General features: G+C 68.1%; 15 protein-coding genes and 1 riboswitch. Of the genes, 1 reads left to right on the top strand and 14 read right to left on the bottom strand.

The genetic code is table 11. The annotated features are described in order from the left end of the window. Positions 1-21 precede the first annotated feature (21 nt). The 6 genes from QFZ47_RS03960 to QFZ47_RS03935 form a co-directional block, all read right to left on the bottom strand. Positions 22-1,758 carry a SulP family inorganic anion transporter gene (locus tag QFZ47_RS03960; RefSeq protein ID WP_307654418.1) on the bottom strand — a complete coding sequence of 579 codons (1,737 nt, stop codon included), beginning with the start codon at positions 1,756-1,758 and terminating at the stop codon, positions 22-24. A gap of 122 nt (positions 1,759-1,880) precedes the next feature. Next, a complete protein-coding gene (locus QFZ47_RS03955) occupies positions 1,881-2,303 on the bottom strand; it encodes a DUF2501 domain-containing protein (RefSeq protein ID WP_307654417.1) in 423 nt (140 codons plus the stop codon). A 78-nt stretch (positions 2,304-2,381) separates the two neighbouring features. Then, the gene (locus QFZ47_RS03950) at positions 2,382-3,590 is read right to left on the bottom strand and encodes a beta-ketoacyl-[acyl-carrier-protein] synthase family protein (RefSeq protein WP_307654416.1); all 1,209 of its coding nucleotides are present in this window, start codon (positions 3,588-3,590) and stop codon (positions 2,382-2,384) included. Further along, entirely contained in the window at positions 3,587-3,829 is a 243-nt protein-coding gene (locus QFZ47_RS03945; protein ID WP_307654415.1) for an acyl carrier protein, read from the bottom strand. The genes QFZ47_RS03950 and QFZ47_RS03945 overlap by 4 nt, the downstream gene beginning before the upstream one ends. Before the next feature lie 93 nt (positions 3,830-3,922). Further along, positions 3,923-4,708, bottom strand: coding sequence for a phosphatase PAP2 family protein (locus tag QFZ47_RS03940; RefSeq protein WP_307654414.1), 786 nt, complete (start codon positions 4,706-4,708; stop codon positions 3,923-3,925). 19 nt (positions 4,709-4,727) lie between these two features. Beyond that, positions 4,728-5,570, bottom strand: coding sequence for an AraC family transcriptional regulator (locus QFZ47_RS03935; RefSeq protein ID WP_307654413.1), 843 nt, complete (start codon positions 5,568-5,570; stop codon positions 4,728-4,730). 88 nt (positions 5,571-5,658) lie between these two features. Here QFZ47_RS03935 and QFZ47_RS03930 point away from each other — a divergent pair, with 88 nt between their 5' ends. Next, a complete protein-coding gene (locus tag QFZ47_RS03930) occupies positions 5,659-6,912 on the top strand; it encodes an MFS transporter (RefSeq protein ID WP_307654412.1) in 1,254 nt (417 codons plus the stop codon). A 23-nt stretch (positions 6,913-6,935) separates the two neighbouring features. Here QFZ47_RS03930 and arsC read toward each other — a convergent pair whose 3' ends face one another. The 8 genes from arsC to QFZ47_RS03890 form a co-directional block, all read right to left on the bottom strand. After that, entirely contained in the window at positions 6,936-7,319 is a 384-nt protein-coding gene (gene arsC / locus QFZ47_RS03925) for an arsenate reductase (glutaredoxin) (RefSeq protein WP_307654411.1), read from the bottom strand. A gap of 10 nt (positions 7,320-7,329) precedes the next feature. Beyond that, positions 7,330-8,016, bottom strand: a complete 687-nt coding sequence (locus QFZ47_RS03920; RefSeq protein ID WP_307654410.1) for a glutathione S-transferase family protein — start codon at positions 8,014-8,016, stop codon at positions 7,330-7,332. A gap of 32 nt (positions 8,017-8,048) precedes the next feature. Then, positions 8,049-8,564: a 6,7-dimethyl-8-ribityllumazine synthase gene (locus tag QFZ47_RS03915; protein WP_307654409.1), complete on the bottom strand. Its 516-nt coding sequence runs from the start codon at positions 8,562-8,564 to the stop codon at positions 8,049-8,051. A gap of 99 nt (positions 8,565-8,663) precedes the next feature. Next, a riboswitch (FMN riboswitch) is annotated at positions 8,664-8,833 on the bottom strand. Positions 8,834-8,948: 115 nt separating this feature from the next. After that, the gene (locus QFZ47_RS03910) at positions 8,949-10,040 is read right to left on the bottom strand and encodes a DNA glycosylase AlkZ-like family protein (RefSeq protein WP_307654408.1); all 1,092 of its coding nucleotides are present in this window, start codon (positions 10,038-10,040) and stop codon (positions 8,949-8,951) included. Between the two features lie 350 nt (positions 10,041-10,390). After that, positions 10,391-11,269 (bottom strand): sugar phosphate isomerase/epimerase family protein, encoded by an 879-nt coding sequence (locus tag QFZ47_RS03905; protein ID WP_307654407.1) that lies wholly within the window; start codon positions 11,267-11,269, stop codon positions 10,391-10,393. A gap of 8 nt (positions 11,270-11,277) precedes the next feature. After that, complete coding sequence (locus tag QFZ47_RS03900) at positions 11,278-12,465, bottom strand: dihydrodipicolinate synthase family protein (protein WP_307654406.1); 1,188 nt, start codon at positions 12,463-12,465, stop codon at positions 11,278-11,280. 10 nt (positions 12,466-12,475) lie between these two features. Then, positions 12,476-13,639, bottom strand: a complete 1,164-nt coding sequence (locus tag QFZ47_RS03895; RefSeq protein WP_307654405.1) for a Gfo/Idh/MocA family protein — start codon at positions 13,637-13,639, stop codon at positions 12,476-12,478. Between the two features lie 43 nt (positions 13,640-13,682). Beyond that, entirely contained in the window at positions 13,683-14,666 is a 984-nt protein-coding gene (locus QFZ47_RS03890) for a tripartite tricarboxylate transporter substrate binding protein (RefSeq protein WP_307654404.1), read from the bottom strand. Positions 14,667-14,729 lie beyond the last annotated feature (63 nt).

Here is a 14,729-nt window from a genome sequence, read left to right as displayed (position 1 = left end):
CGCGGCGCCAGAGGCGTTCGTTCAGCTGCCGATGTCGTTCCGAGCCGCCGCATGCGGCGGTGCGTCGGCGCGCGGGGCCAACGCCGCCAGCGCTTCGCCGTCGGTGCGGTAGCTGAAGAGCATCGGCCCCGGCGCGAGCAGGCCGGCGCGCTCCAGCACCTGCATGGCCGGCAGCTTCAGGCCGCTCAGGTGCAGGCGCACGCCCTTGGCTTCCATCATCCGGCGGATCGAGCCGAACACTTCGGCACCCGTGATGTCGATGCGGTTGATGGGCTGCGCGAAGAGGCACACGTCGGTCAGTTCGGGGCGCTCGGCCAGCGCCACGGTGAGCGCGCGTTCGAGCGTGGAGGCCGAGGCGAAGTCCAGCTCGGCATCCATGCGCAGCGCATAGAGCTGCGGCGCCAGCGGGGGCAGCTTCCAGAGGTTGCGGTCGCGCAGGCTGCCGTCGGGATGCAGGCCCACCTCGATGATGCGTGGATGAAGGTGGCGGTACATGTAGTGCGCCAGGCTCGCGAGCAGGCCGCCCAGCACGCCCCAGTAGATGCTCGGCGCCGTGGCAATGGTCAGCACGAAGGTGCCGAACGAAATGCCGGCCTCGATGCGCGACACGCGCCAGAGCGCGACGAAGCTCGCCGGCTTGACCAGTCCGAGGATGGCCGTGACCACCACCGCCGCCAGCACCGCCTGCGGCACGTGATAGAGCAGCGGCATCAGCCACAGCAGCGCACCGGCCACCACCACCACGCTGGACAGCGTGGCCCAGCCGGTCTGCGCGCCCGCATACAGCGTGATGGCCGAGCGCGAGAACGACGAGCTGGTGGGAAAGGCGCCCGAGAAACCCGAGGCCAGCTTGGCCAGGCCCTGGCCGATCAGGTCCTGGTTCTCGTTCCAGAGCGTGCCGGCGCGCGCGTTGTCGACCTTGGCGCTCGAAGCGGTTTCGAGAAAGCTCACCAGTGTGATCATCAGGGCCGGCAGCACCAGCGCGCTGAACGTGTGCAAAGGCAGCAGGCCCGGCCAGTAGAAGGAGGGCAGGCCCGAGGGCAAGCTGCCCACCACGGCCCCGCCGCGCAATGCGTAGTTGACGCTCCAGCTGATGGCCGCGGCGCCCGCCACCAGCGCCATCGTGGTCGGGAAGCGCGGCGCGAGCCGCTTGCCGAGCCACAGCACGGCGATGCTGCCCAGCCCGAAGGCAACGGCGACCAGATCCGGCAGCGGCCCCCCCTGCAGCACCTGGGGGATGGTGCGCCCTGTGAAGCCGAGCAGCGCCGGCAGCTGCGAGATGGCGATCAGCACCGCCGCGCCCTGCGTGAAGCCGATCAGCACCGGCGAGTTGACCAGCCGCAGCAGCCAGCCGAAGCGCCCGGCACCCAGCACGACCTGGATCGCGCCCGACATCAACGTGAGCCAGACGGCCATTTCCACCCATTCGGCGCTGCCGGGCACCGCCAGCGGCGCGAGCGATGCGCCCACCAGCAGGCTGGTGAGGGCAGTGGGGCCGACCGACAGCCGCTGCGACGAGCTGAAGATCACCGCGACGAGCGCCGGGAACAGCGCCGCGTACACGCCGGTGACCAGCGGCATGCCCGCCAGCGCCGCATACGCCACGCCTTGCGGAATGACCATCAGCGCCACCGTGATGCCCGCCATCGCCTCGTTGCGCAGCAGCGCCGCGGAAGGGCGGGGCCATGCAAGGCAGGGAACCCAGCGTGCGATGCGCTGGCGCAGGGAGGACGAGGAGGAGGTGGCTGCCGGATTCATGGATGGTGGGTGGCTCGCTGGCGATTTTCCTGCGCCACCGCAGGCGGTAACTTACGCGGCCGGTCGTGGAATGCCGAGAAAGCAGTGATGACGATGACGGGCCGCGGGCATGGGGAGGGTACCTAGACCAGCGAACTCGCGTTCTTGAGCACGTAGTCGCAGGCCTTCTCCTTCACCTTCGACGAGAGCATCTTGAAGTTCAGCGTCTTGCCGTCGCCGCCCTTGAGCAGCCCCTTGGCACCGCTCGCGAAGCCGGTCTCCTGCTGCTTCTGGCCGGTGATTTTGGCCAGCAGCTTGTCCTTCACCGAGGCCGCATCGCCGCCGAGATAGTTGTTCTTGACGCAGTACTGCAGCACGCCGGCCGCATTGCCCATGGTGCTGGAGCCGATCGCGGGCATCTTGAAGCCGAGGTTCTCGCCGAGCGCTGAGGCGCCGCCCGAGGAGCCCATCTGGTCCTTGAACTTGCCGAGCAGGTCCGACTGGGCCGAGGCCGAGACGCCGGCCGCAACCAGCGCGATGGAAATCAGTGCGGTGCGAAAACGCATGATGACGAACTCCCGTTTGTCGAGGTGATTGATCGAAGAAGATTCCATTGTCAGCATACCCCCGACGGAACCCCGGTTTCACGAGCGGCGGAAGAGCAGCACGGAATTCGTGCCGCCGAATGCGAAGGAGTTGCTCATGGCCGCTTCGATGGCTGGCGCACCCGTGTCGTGCTGCGCCACGAGATTCAGGCTGCAGGCCGGATCGACTTCGCTGCAGTTCGCATTCGGCGGCAACTGCCGGTGGTGCAGCGCAAGTACCGTGACGAGCGCCTCGATGGCGCCCGCGGCACCGAGCATGTGGCCGTGCAGCGCCTTGGTGGAGCTGACGCGCAGGCTGTCCAGGTCATTGCCCCACACATCGGCCAGCGCGTTGCGCTCGACCACGTCGCCGATGCGCGTGGCGGTGCCGTGCGCATTGCAGTAGCCCACATCGCGCGGTGCGAGCCCGGCCTGCCGCAGGGCCTGGCGCAGCGCACGCGCCTGGCCGGGCGCATCGGGCTTGGTGAGATGGGTGGCATCGCTGCTCAGGCCCCAGCCGGCCAGCGTGGCATAGCTGCGGGCGCCTCGGCCGCGTGCGCGTTCGGCGGATTCGAGCACCAGGAAGGCCGCGCCTTCGCCCAGCGCAAAACCGCTGCGGTCGCTTGCGAAGGGCCGCACCGCGCCGGCCGCCTCGCCGGGTTGGAAGCTGGCCAGCGTCTGCATGGCCTGCCAGGCCAGCACCACGCCCGGCACGATCAGCGCTTCGCTGCCGCCGGCAATGGCCATGTCGACTTCGCCGCGCCGGATGGCCTTGGCCGCTTCGGCAATGGCCACCGACGACGAGGCGCAGGCGATCGAATAGGTCAGCACCGGTCCCTGCACGCCCTGGCGCATGGCCACGTGGGCGGCGGGCGCATTGGGCATGAAGGCGGGAATGGTGAGCGGCGATACCCGCCCGTTGCCGCGGTAGGCCGCCTCCAGCGCCGCGGCGCCGCCCATGCCGCAGCCGGCGTAGACACCCATGCGTTCGGGATCGGCATCGTTCGCGGCAAGGCCCGCATCGCGCAGCGCGAGATCGGCCGCGGCCACCGCGAGCTGGCTCACGCGGTCGACGCCGGCGAGTTGCAGCTTGGTGAACCAGCGTGTTTCGTCGAAGGCCACCGTGGCCGCGGCGGCAGGCCTGGGCAGTTCGGGGAAGATCGGGCGGATGGCCGATTGACCATCGAGCAGCGCCTGGAACAGCGCGCCGGGCTCGTCGCCGTGCGGCGCCACGACGCCCAGTCCGGTGACGCAGACCTCGTGGTTCACGCTGTCTTCGCGGCCCTGACCTTGTCGACCAGCACCGCCAGTTCGGTCAGGGTGTCGATGTTGGCGTCTTCGTCGGGCATGGTGATGCCGAAGTGGTCTTCGATGGCAAACAGGAACTCGGCCAATGCCAGCGAGTCGAGCCCGCCGGTTTCGCGCATCGATGCGTTGGGGTCGAGCTTCGACGGTTCGATGCCGTACTTCTCGTGGATCAGGTCCTGCAATTCCTTCAGCGAACTCATCGTGCGATGCCTGTTGTCGTATGCCGGCCGCTGATCGATCGCCGCCCTGGGGGCGCTCCATGGGATCGACCCCTTCCTCGCTCGGCTTGTGGGTCAGTGATGGCCAATGATATCCGCTCCCACCAGCGCATGGCCCCGGCTTCTGTCCCCCGGCCGCCAGCGAAGCGAGGCGAGCACAAAGGCCATTCCCAGCAGTGCGCCGGCCAGCGCGTCGAGCACCACGTGCTGCTTGATGGCCAGTGTCGAGTACGCAATGGCGGCAAACCAGAGCCAGTTGGCAAGGCGGAGAAAGGCCGGCGTGCGCGCCTCGCGCAGCACGTGGTCCAGGCGGATGGCCGTGAAGATGGCCACGGCCACGTGCATCGAGGGGCAGGCGTTGCCCGCGGCATCCACGCCCTGCAGCATCGCAAAGCCGGGATAGCCCGAGACGTCGATGGCAAGCGGCGGTATCTGCGTCGGCCAGAAGTAGAAGAGGCCCAGGCCCGTGAGGCACAGCGCGCCGATCCACAGCCCGTACACCACCAGCTCGCGAAAATTCGGCTGCAGGCCGGGCGCGACGCCCACGTAGACCCACAGCGAGAGGTAGGCGCCCAGCGTGTAGGGCTGGAACGGAATCAGGTGGTCCAGCGCCGTGAGCGGCATCACCACGACCGGGTAGGCCGGGTTGCGCAGCATGTGAAAGTAGCCGATGAAAAAGAGCCAGGTGAAGACCGTGGTCCCGATCGCCTTGAGCCAGAAGAGACGGCGAATGCGCGCGCCGATGTCGGCGGTCCAGGTCTGGGGGCTGTGCGTTCGCGGAAGGGGCGCCATGGGCAGGTCGGTCGGGTGGTCCGTGGTTTTCGTCGGCCGGCCGATCTTGCCAGAGCGCCGTGACGGCACGGTGCCATTCAGGCGAGCTTCAGGCGAATGCGGCGGATCGCTTCCTGTGCTGGAACGATGTCGGCGAGCGCCCGGTGGCGGCCTTGAACATGGCGCAGAACGCGCTGTCGGTGGCATAGCCGCTGGCCGCCGCCACCTGGCTCACGGCCATGCCGCGCGCCAGCAGCGGCAGCGCGTGCGCCATCACGGCCTGCTGCCGCCACTGCTGCCAGCTCATGCCGAGCTGGTCGCGGAAGAGCCGCGCCACGGTGCGCTCGCTCGCGCCGATGGCAGCGGCGCGCTCGGCCAGCGTGGCGCGGTCGGCCGGGTTGCGCAGCAGCGTCTCGCACAGCTGGCGCAGCCGCTTGTCGGTGGGCAGCGGCACGTCGATGCGGATCTGCGTGGCGCGCTCCAGCTCGTCGACCAGCAGCGGGGCGATCATGCGTTCGCGCTGCGGCGCATGCGGATCGGCCGGCGGCAGGCCGTCGGGCGTGGTGTCGAGCGCGAGCATCAGCGCGCGCAGCAGCGGGCTGATTTCGAGCACCTCGCATTTTTCCCATGGCGGGCCGAGCCAGGCATGCAGGTACACCGTGCGCAACTCGGCGTCTTCGATCAGCATGATGCTGTGCGGCATGTTGGCCGGCACCCAGACCGCGCGCGACGGCGGCACGATGTAGCTGCCGTCCTGCGTGCTGAGCCGGATCACGCCGCGGGTCGAGAAGGTGAGCTGCGGCCACGGGTGCTGGTGCAGCTCGACGAAGGTGTCGGCGCTCAGGAAATGTTCCTTGGCGCGCAGCGGCCGGACCGCGTCGGGTGCGTAGAGATGCGGCGTGAGCGAGGCGACGCTGGTGACCGGGGAAGGGAGGGAAACGGCGCTTGGCATAGTTTCGACAAATGTTGTCGCTGTATCGCCATTCTGCCGCGGCCCGCGCGCATAGCATCGGTGCCTGCCCGGTTTTTTGTAGCAATCCATGTCTTCCTCTTCCTCCACTACAGCCACCCCTTCCACCAGCTTGCGCAGCGATGCCCAACTGATCGGCCTGGTGGGCCTGGCCCATGCCATCAGCCACTTCAGCCAGCTGATCCTGGCGCCGCTGTTCCCCTGGCTCAAAGACGCGTTCGACGTGAGCTACACCGAGCTTGGCGCGGTGCTCACGGTGTTCTTCGTGGTCTCGTGCATCGTGCAGGCGGCCTCGGGTTTCATCGTCGACAAGCTGGGCCCACGGCCGGTGCTGTTCGTGGGGCTGGGCGCGCTGGCCCTGGCGGCCTTCGGCTATGCGCTGGCCCAGAGCTACTGGATGCTGCTGCTGTGCGCGGTGGTGGGCGGCATCGGCAACGGGGTGTTCCACCCGGTCGACTACACGCTCTTCAACCGCAAGGTGGCGCCGACGCGGCTCGGCCACGCCTACAGCGTGCACGGCATCACCGGCAGCCTGGGCTGGGCGCTGGCGCCGGCCTTCGTGGTGCCGATTGCCATGGCCTTTTCATGGCGCGTGGCGCTGGCGTCGGCCGGTGCGGTGGCCATCGTGGTGCTGCTGGTGCTCTGGGCCTACCGCAGCGTGCTGGCGCTCGACGTGAAGACCGTGCAGAAGGCCACCGGACACGGCGAGCCGGCAGCCATCGGCGGCGAGTTCGACTTTCTTCGCATCCCGGCCGTGTGGATGTGCTTCGGCTTCTTTTTCTTCTACGCCGTCGTGATCAGCGTGGTGCAGACCTTCGCGCCGGTGGCAGCGGGCCACCTGCACGCGGTACCGGTGGCGCTGGTGGCGGTGTGCCTCACGGTCTACATGGTGGCGAGCGCGGCCGGCATGGTGGCGGGCGGTTTCCTGGCCTCGGACCCATCGCGCTGCGAGCGCATCGTGGGCATCGGCTTCGGGGTGGCGGCCGCGCTGGCGCTGGTGCTGGCCTTTGCGCAGTTTCCGCCGGTGATGGTGCCGGTGCTGTTCGGCGCCATGGGATTCGTGTCCGGCGTTGCGGGGCCGTCGCGCGACCTGCTGGTCAAGCGCTCGACGCCGCCGAATGCGACCGGGCGCGTCTATGGCGTGGTGTATGCGGGCCTCGACATCGGCCAGGCCCTGGCGCCGCTGGTGTTCGGCCGGTTGATGGACCATGGCCAGTACACGAGCGTGATCGCCGGCCTTGCGCTGGTGCAAGGCGTGCTGATTGCCAGCGCTTTCAACGTGACGCGGGTGCGCCGTACGGCGCTGATGCCGGCGTCGGCCTGAGGGCTGGAGAAGGCGGCCTCCCGCTATGCCGCGGGCAGGATCTCGCGCACGCGCTCCCACGGCCGGCACATCAGCGTGCCGCGCGGGGAAACGACGATCGGGCGCTGCAGCAGGATCGGGTTCGAAACGATGAAGTCGAGCAGCTGGTCGTCGCTCCACTTCGGGTCGGCCAGCCCCAGCTCTTCGTAGGGTGCCTCCTTGGTGCGCAGCAGGTCGCGCGCGCCGATGCCCATGGCCTTGGCCAGCTCGCGCAGCTTCTTCTTCGAGGGTGGCGTCTCCAGGTACAGCACGATCTCGGGCTCCACGCCGCTCTCGCGGATCAGACCCAGCACGTTGCGCGAAGTGCTGCAGTTGGGCTTGTGGAAGATGGTCATCGGGTAGTCGGTGGTCGGGGTGCGTGCGGCCATGGTGTCGTCGTCAGTCTTTCTGTGCTTCCTGGTCCATCGTGAAGGGAAAGCGCGCCGCCCAGAAGTCGGCCAGCCGCGGATCGGCATCCACGCGCCGCACCACCCGTGCCATGCGCGGTGCCACGCGGTAGAAGCGCCTGCGCTGCGGCGTCCAGCGCGACATCACGGTCACGTAGAGGTCGAGCATGCTGATCTTCTCGCCGAGCAGGTAGGGCGCGGGTTCGTCAATCTGCGTGTCCATCAGGTGCCAGCAGTGCGCAATGCGCTCGGCCGTGCGCTCGAGCATCACGGCCTGCGCAGCAGGGTCGGGCGTGAGGCGCGTGGGGTCGTCGCGCACCCAGTAGAGCGAATAGATGGCCGCCGACAGGTAGACCATCCAGCGCAGGTAGCGCGCGCGCAGCGGATCGTCCGGCGCGGGGCAGAGGCTGGCCTCCGGATAGCGGTCGCCGAGCCAGATCAGGATGGCCGCGCTCTCGGTCATCACCTCGCCCGAAGGCAGCACGAGCGCGGGCACCTGCTGCATCGGGTTGACGGCAGACATGCGCTCGCGCTCGGAGTCGCCCTCCCAGGGCGAGACGTCGACCACGTCGACCTGCGCGCCGATCAGCGTCAGTGCGGCATGGACGGGCGTGGCGCCCGAGCCGGGCGCGCCATAGAGGGTGTAGTGGTCGTTCGAGGAAGCGGATGAAGAAGCCATCCGCCCAGATTACTGCAGCAGCGTGCCGGTTGTCACGCGGCGGCCAGCAGCGCGTCGACCTTCTTCAGGCCTTCGAGCGTCCTGAAGCAGGCCTCGGCCACCTCGGTGCCCTTGACGGCGAAATGGCGGTGGAAGTACTTGCGGTGCTCCACGTGCTCGTGGAAGTGGTGCGGCGTGAGCACGGCCGAAAAAATCGGCACGTCCGTCTCGAGCTGCAGCGACATCAGCGTGCTGACCACGGTGCCGGCCACGAACTCGTGGCGGTAGATGCCGCCGTCCACCACCAGCGCGCAGCCCACGATGGCCGCGTACTTGCCCGAGTTGGCGAGCCGCTTGGCATGCAGCGGAATCTCGAAGGCGCCGGGTACGTCGAAGACGTCGATCAGCTCGCGTGCCACGCCGAGCCGTTCCATTTCTGCAAGGAAGGCATCGCGCGCCTGGTGGACGATGTCGGAATGCCATTGCGCCTCGACAAAGGCGATGCGCTCGCCGCGCGGGTTGCCCGGCGCGTTGACGGCGGAGAGAGGAAGGTCGTTGATCTGACTCATGGTGTGCCTCTTGAAAGCAGGTTTCCTGAATCAGGGCGCACGAAACCGCAGGGCAGACTGCGCGCTCCAATAACAAAGCGCGCGGGCCGGCCCGCATTTTCGCGCTCTCTTTCATCCGGACTGTGACCGTCGGCTTCGGAATTGCACCGAAATCTGCTGACCCCGCAGCCTGTTGCAGGCCGCGGGCGCTCGCGGGCTCGTGCGGCCTCACTTTCGAAGAAGCCGCCATTACCGCCGGTGGGGAGTTTCGCCCCGCCCTGAGAACGCTTGCCGCCCGGCATGCCGGACGACGACGCGATTCTAGAAGCGGCCGGCGGCAGAGGTTGTCGCCCGCGCGCCAGACCTTCGGCGGCGCGGGGATTTTCGTTGCGCGCGGAATGCGGCTCAGCGCTTTGCGAGGAACTGCGTCATGCGCTGCAGCTCGTCGTCGAGCGCCGAACGGAACGCCGCATCGTGCGGCTTGCGGTCGATGTAGCCGAACGCGGGCTGCACCCGGCCTTCGGGCGCGGTGACGTTGGCCCAGCCGATCACGCGGTCGTGCCAGAGCAGAGGCAGCGCGTAGTAGCCGAATTGCCGCTTCGGCGCCGGCGTGTAGGCCTCGAACTTGTATGTCCAGCCCCACAGCAGCTCGAAGCGGCGGCGGTCCCACACCACGGGGTCGAAGGGCGCGAGCAGGCGAACTTCATCGTCGGGCGCATGGCGGCGCGAGGCCGGGTTTTCATCGCCGGGCCAGTACCAGGTGGTGCCGTCGATGCGGCAGCTCGCGAGTTCTTCGCGTGCGAGGCGCAGCGCGGCCTGCGTCTGCGCCGAGAGATGCGGCGCGCCGTAGCCGAGCAGCCGCACGAGGTACGTCAGGCTCGCGGTCGGCAGCGGCGCGTACTTGCGCACGACCAGGTCGATCAGCGCGGCGGCGCGTTGCGCGCGGCCGGCAGGGCTGTCGTCGGCGGGCTGATGCGTCACGGCTTCGTAGACGCGCGTGCCGCTGTCGCGCCGCACCACGCGCAGCATGCCGCGGTAGTGCAGGCCGTCGAGCAGGTGCGTGGTCGCGTTGCTCGAGCCGCCCCAGTAGTTCTTGACGCTGCCGTGCGCGAAGTGCTGCTCCACCTGGCGCGGATGCACCGGGCCGTGCTCGCGCACGTAGGCCAGCACGTCGGCCGCCTTGCGCCGCGTGTCGGCGTCCCATGGGCGCCTGGCTTCGCGCGGATGCATCAGCGCCAGGTGCTCGCGCGGCAGGAAACCGTAGTTGACGAGGCAGTCTTCCTCGATGGCAAGGCGGGTATAGCGGCTCTCGAGATCGCCGGCGCGGTAGTCCTTCACGCGATGGCGCAAGGTCAGATCTTGCGCGCGCGCCGGGGCGCGGATCGGGTCGGCCTGCACGAATCCGAGCTGGCGGATCGCGCCGGGAAGCGTCGTCGGCTTGAAGAGGGTGCGCGCAATTGCATAACGGCGCAGGTCGTCGAGGGTCGGGGGAGCCATGGGGCGAATTGCAGCACAGGTGGCCTTGTTCGGGGCGCTGCTGTTCAGGGTGCTGCTGTTCAGGGTGCTGCTGTTCAGGGCGCGATCCCGCCGACGGGGTACCTTGCTCCGCGAATGTCCTCCGGCCTGCGGCCTCCCCCTTGATTTCGCTGCGCAAGGCACCCCATCAGCGGGATCGTTGGACAGAGCGGTCGTTGATCAGCGGTACACCGGCCGTGTGTCCAGGTGCACAGGGCATCGGGTGCTCCCCGCAGCGAAATCAAGGAGGAGGCGAAGCCGGGGGACATTCGCGGAGGGGAGCACCCGGTGTCCTGTGCACGCGCCCCCAATACTCCGTCCGCATAATGAAGCTAGACGGCTTGCTTGTGCCGCTCAATACATACGTCGAGTGTTTCGCTGCCAGGCCGCCGCCACCAATCGAGATTCGAGAAGATCTCGACCTCGCTGAACCCCGCGAAGCCCGCGTCCTCGACCCAGCCGCGGATCTTCTTCAGTTCGACCACGCCATCGCCCATCATCCCCCGATCGCTCAGCAGGTCGCGCGTGGGCGTGAGCCAGTCGCAGACGTGGTACGCCAGCAGGCGCTCGCGCCCCGCACGTGCGATCTGCTGCTGCAGCTTCGGATCCCACCAGACGTGATAGATGTCCAACGCCACGCCCAGCATGCCGCTCTTGCCCGCGTCGAGCTCGTCGCAGATGTCAAGCGCGTGTTCGAGCGTGTTGATGCAGGCACGGTCCGCGGCCTGCATCGGGTGCAAGGGCTCGATGGCGAACGGCATGCCGACTTCGCGCGCATATTCGAGCGATGCGGCGATGCCGTCGCGCACCTCGCCGCGTGCGCGGCCGATGTCCTTGTAGGCGACCTTGCCGTCGAGCGCGCCGGGCAGCGCGCCGACCACCAGCACGAGGCAGGGCGCGTTCAGCGTCTTGGCTTCGTCGATGGCGCGGCGGTTGTCGTCGAGCGCGGCTTTCAGGCCCACCGCATCGGCTGCCGGAAAGAAGCCGCCGCGGCAGTAGCCCGAGAGGCCCATGCCATGCGCCTTCAGCTGACGGGCGACCTTGTCGAGCCCGACGGCCGCCACCTGGTCGCGCCAGGGGCTGATCGCGCGGATGCCGCGTTCGGCGCACTGGTCGATGATGCGGTCCAGCGGCACCTCGGTGCCCGATTGCTTGCGGATGGTCGCCGTGTTGATCGACAGCCAGCCATGGTTCTGCGAGAAGTCGCGCATAGGGTCGATCAACCCTCGACGCCGTGCAGCGCAAGCAGCGTCTTCATGCGCCGCACAGCCAGTTCGGGCTGCTCCAGCAGGTTGGCCGCGTCGGCCAGCCGGAACAGCTCGGCAAAGTGCTGCAGCGAGCGCGTGCTCTGCTGGCCGCCGACCATCGTGAAGTGCTTCTGGTGGCCGTTGAGCCAGGCCATGAACACCACGCCGGTCTTGTAGAAGCGCGTGGGCGCCGCAAAGATGTGGCGCGACAGCGGCACCGTCGGGCCGAGGATCGCGTGGAACTTCTCGGTCTGGCCCTGGGCCAGCGCACCGAGCGCGGCGCTCGCTGCCGGTGCGATGGCGTCGAAGATGCCGAGCAGCGCATCGCTCTTGCCGTGCGTCGGCTCGCTGCCGAATCCGTCGCCGGCAATCAGCTCGGCATAGTTGAAGTCGTCGCCGGTGTACATGCGAACGCCGGGCGGCAGGCGGCGGCGCATCGCGATCTCCTTGTCCTTGTCGAGCAGCGAGATCTTGATGCCATCCACCTTGTGCGGATGCGCGGCAATCACGGCGAGCGCCGTGTCCATGGCCGCATCGGCATCCTTGCTGCCCCAGTAGCCTGCGAGCGCCGGGTCGAACATGTCGCCCAGCCAGTGCAGCACCACGGGCTGCTTCGCCTGGCGCAGGATGCGGTCGTACACCCGCTCGTAGTCGGCAGGGCTCCTCGCCACGCGGGCCAACGCCCGGCTCGCCATCACGATCAGCTTGCCACCGAGCGCCTCGATAGCGGCCATCTGCTCTTCATAGCCGCCGATCACGTCGTCGACGCTCTTCACGTCGTCGATGTTGAGGTGGTCCGTGCCGCAGCCCGAAGCGACCAGCGCGCCCGGCACGTCCTTGGCCGCATCGAGCGAGCGGCGGATCAGCTCCAGCGAGGTCGGCCAGTCCAGGCCCATGCCGCGCTGCGCCGTGTCCATCGCCTCGGCCACGCCCAGGCCCAGCGAGAACAGGTGGCGGCGGTAGGCGATGGTGGTGTCCCAGTCGACCGCCGATTGCAGCCATGGATCGATCGCGGCCAGCGGGTCGGCCACCACGTGCGCGGCCGAGTAGGCGATGCGGTTGAACCTGACGCCCGCATCGGGCTTCACCGGCGCGGTGCCGCGCAGGGCGTAGGGCGCAAGCGAGCCGCTCGCGGTGGGAAGGGTCAGCGAAAGTGCCATGGTGCCTGCCTCAGACCTTCAGCGCCGGCACGTCGACCCAGCGGCGGTCCTTCCACGACTCGAGCGCGGCCTCGACCAGCTGCACGCCTTTGGCGCCTTCGGGCAAGGTCCACCTGTAGGGCTCGTTCTCCACCACGTGGCGAATGAAATGCTCCCACTGGATCTTGAAGCCGTTGTCGTAGACCTGCGAATCCGGAATCTCCTGCCACTGGTCGAAGAAATTCATCATCTGCTTCTCGTCGGGGTTCCACACCGGACGCGGCGTGGCCACGCGCGACTGGGCGCGGCAGCTCGACAGGCCCGCCACGGCCGAGCCGTCGGTGCCGTCGACGTGGAAGGTCACGAGGTCGTCGCGGCGCACGCGCGTGGCCCAGCTCATGTTGATCTGTGCGATCACCGGCTCGCCGTTGTGGCCGGTGAGTTCGCAGGTCGCGTAGGCCGCGTCGTCGGCCGTGGCCTCGTACGGCTTGCCGGCTTCGTCCCAGCGCGTGGGGATGTGGGTGGCGCCAATGCACGACACCGATTTGACCTCGCCGAACAAGTTGTCCAGCACGTAGCGCCAGTGGCACATCATGTCCAGGATCATGCCGCCGCCGTCTTCCTTGCGGTAGTTCCAGCTCGGGCGCTGGATCGGCTGCAGGTCGCCCTCGAACACCCAGTAGCCGAACTCCAGGCGCACGCTGAGCATGCGGCCGAAGAAGCCCGCGCGGCGCAGCATGTCGAGCTTGCGCAGGCCCGGCAGGAAGAGCTTGTCCTGCACGGCGCCGTGCTTCAGCCCCGAGCCCTCGGCCAGGCGCGCGATCTCCACCGCTTCGTTCAGGTTGGTGGCGATCGGCTTCTCGCAGTACACATGCTTGCCGGCGCGAATGGCCTTGGCCAGCAGCGTGGGGCGCATCTGCGTGGTGCCGGCGTCGAAGAAGATGGTGTCGTCCCTGTTCTCCAGGGCCTTGTCGAGGTCGGTGCCCCAGCGTGCGATGTTGTGCGTCTTGGCGAGTGCTTCCATCTTCTCGGCGTTGCGGCCGATGAGGATCGGGTCGGGCATCACCTTGTCGCCGTTCGACAGCGTGACGCCGCCTTGCGCGCGGATCGCGCAGATGGAGCGGATCAAATGCTGGTTCATGCCCATGCGGCCGGTGACGCCGTGCATGATGATTCCGAGTCGTTGTGTAGCCATGTCTTCAGCTGAAAAAAGGTTGGAGAGAGAGAAGGTGCGAGGGTTACTGCGCCGGCGTCAGCCCGGCGGCCTTGACCAGCGTGGCGTTGGACTTGATTTCGTCCTTGATGTAGGCATCGAACTGCTCGGGCTTGAGGGTCCACGCATCGGCGCCGAGCTTCAGGAAGCGTTCCTTGACCTCGGGCGAAGCCAGCGCCTTTGCCACTTCATCGTGCAGCCGGTTGACGATGTCGCGCGGCGTCTTGGCCGGCGCCATCATGCCGATCCAGAAGTTGAACTCGGAGCCGGGCACGCCGGCCTCGGCGGTGGTCGGCACGTCGGGCAGGGCGGCGGCGCGCTTGGGCGAACCCACCGCGAGCGCGAGCAGCTGGCCTTCCTTGATCTGGCCGATCACCGGCGCGATGGGCGAGAAGTAGTAGTCGACCCGGCCCGACAGCACTTCCGTCACGGCCTCGGCCGACCCCTTGAACGGGATGTTGGTGGCATCGATCTTCGCGGCCAGCTTGAACTTTTCGGCGTTGAGGTGGGTGGCGCTGCCCTGGCCCGCCGAGGCGAAGTTGATGGTGCCCGGCTTGGCCTTGGCTGCCGCGACCAGTTCCTGCAGCGTCTTGATGTTCTTCGAGGGCGAGATCACCAGCGCGTTGGGCAGCGACGAAATTGGCGTGACGCCCGCGAAGTCGTTCACCGTGTCGAACGGCAGCTTCGCGAAGGTGGAGGGGCTCACCGTGTGCGACGACGAGTGGATCATGATCGTGTAGCCGTCCGGCGCGGCCGTGGCCACGGCCTGCTGGCCGATGGTGCCGCTGGCGCCGCCGCGGTTGTCCACCACCAGCGTCTGGCCCATGCTCTGGCCCATCTTGTCGGCAATGGCGCGCGCAATGATGTCGGTGGTGCTGCCGGCCGCGAACGGCACGATCACGCGGACCGGCTTGTTGGGATACCCGTTCTGCGCCGACGCCAGACCCGGCATCAGGGCGGCGAGGCAGGTGAGCGTGGCCAGTGCAGTGGTGCGTACAAGTTGCTTCATGGTTGTCTCCGTGCGGGCGAGCCGCCTTGTTTCGTCGATTAATTCACCAGTGAGTGAATTAGA

Origin of the sequence: Variovorax paradoxus, from assembly GCF_030815975.1 — a bacterium.
Taxonomy (GTDB): Bacteria; Pseudomonadota; Gammaproteobacteria; order Burkholderiales; family Burkholderiaceae_C; genus Variovorax; species Variovorax paradoxus_N.
Note: the sequence above shows the minus strand (reverse complement) of the source record. Positions and strands in the feature narration are given on the sequence as shown.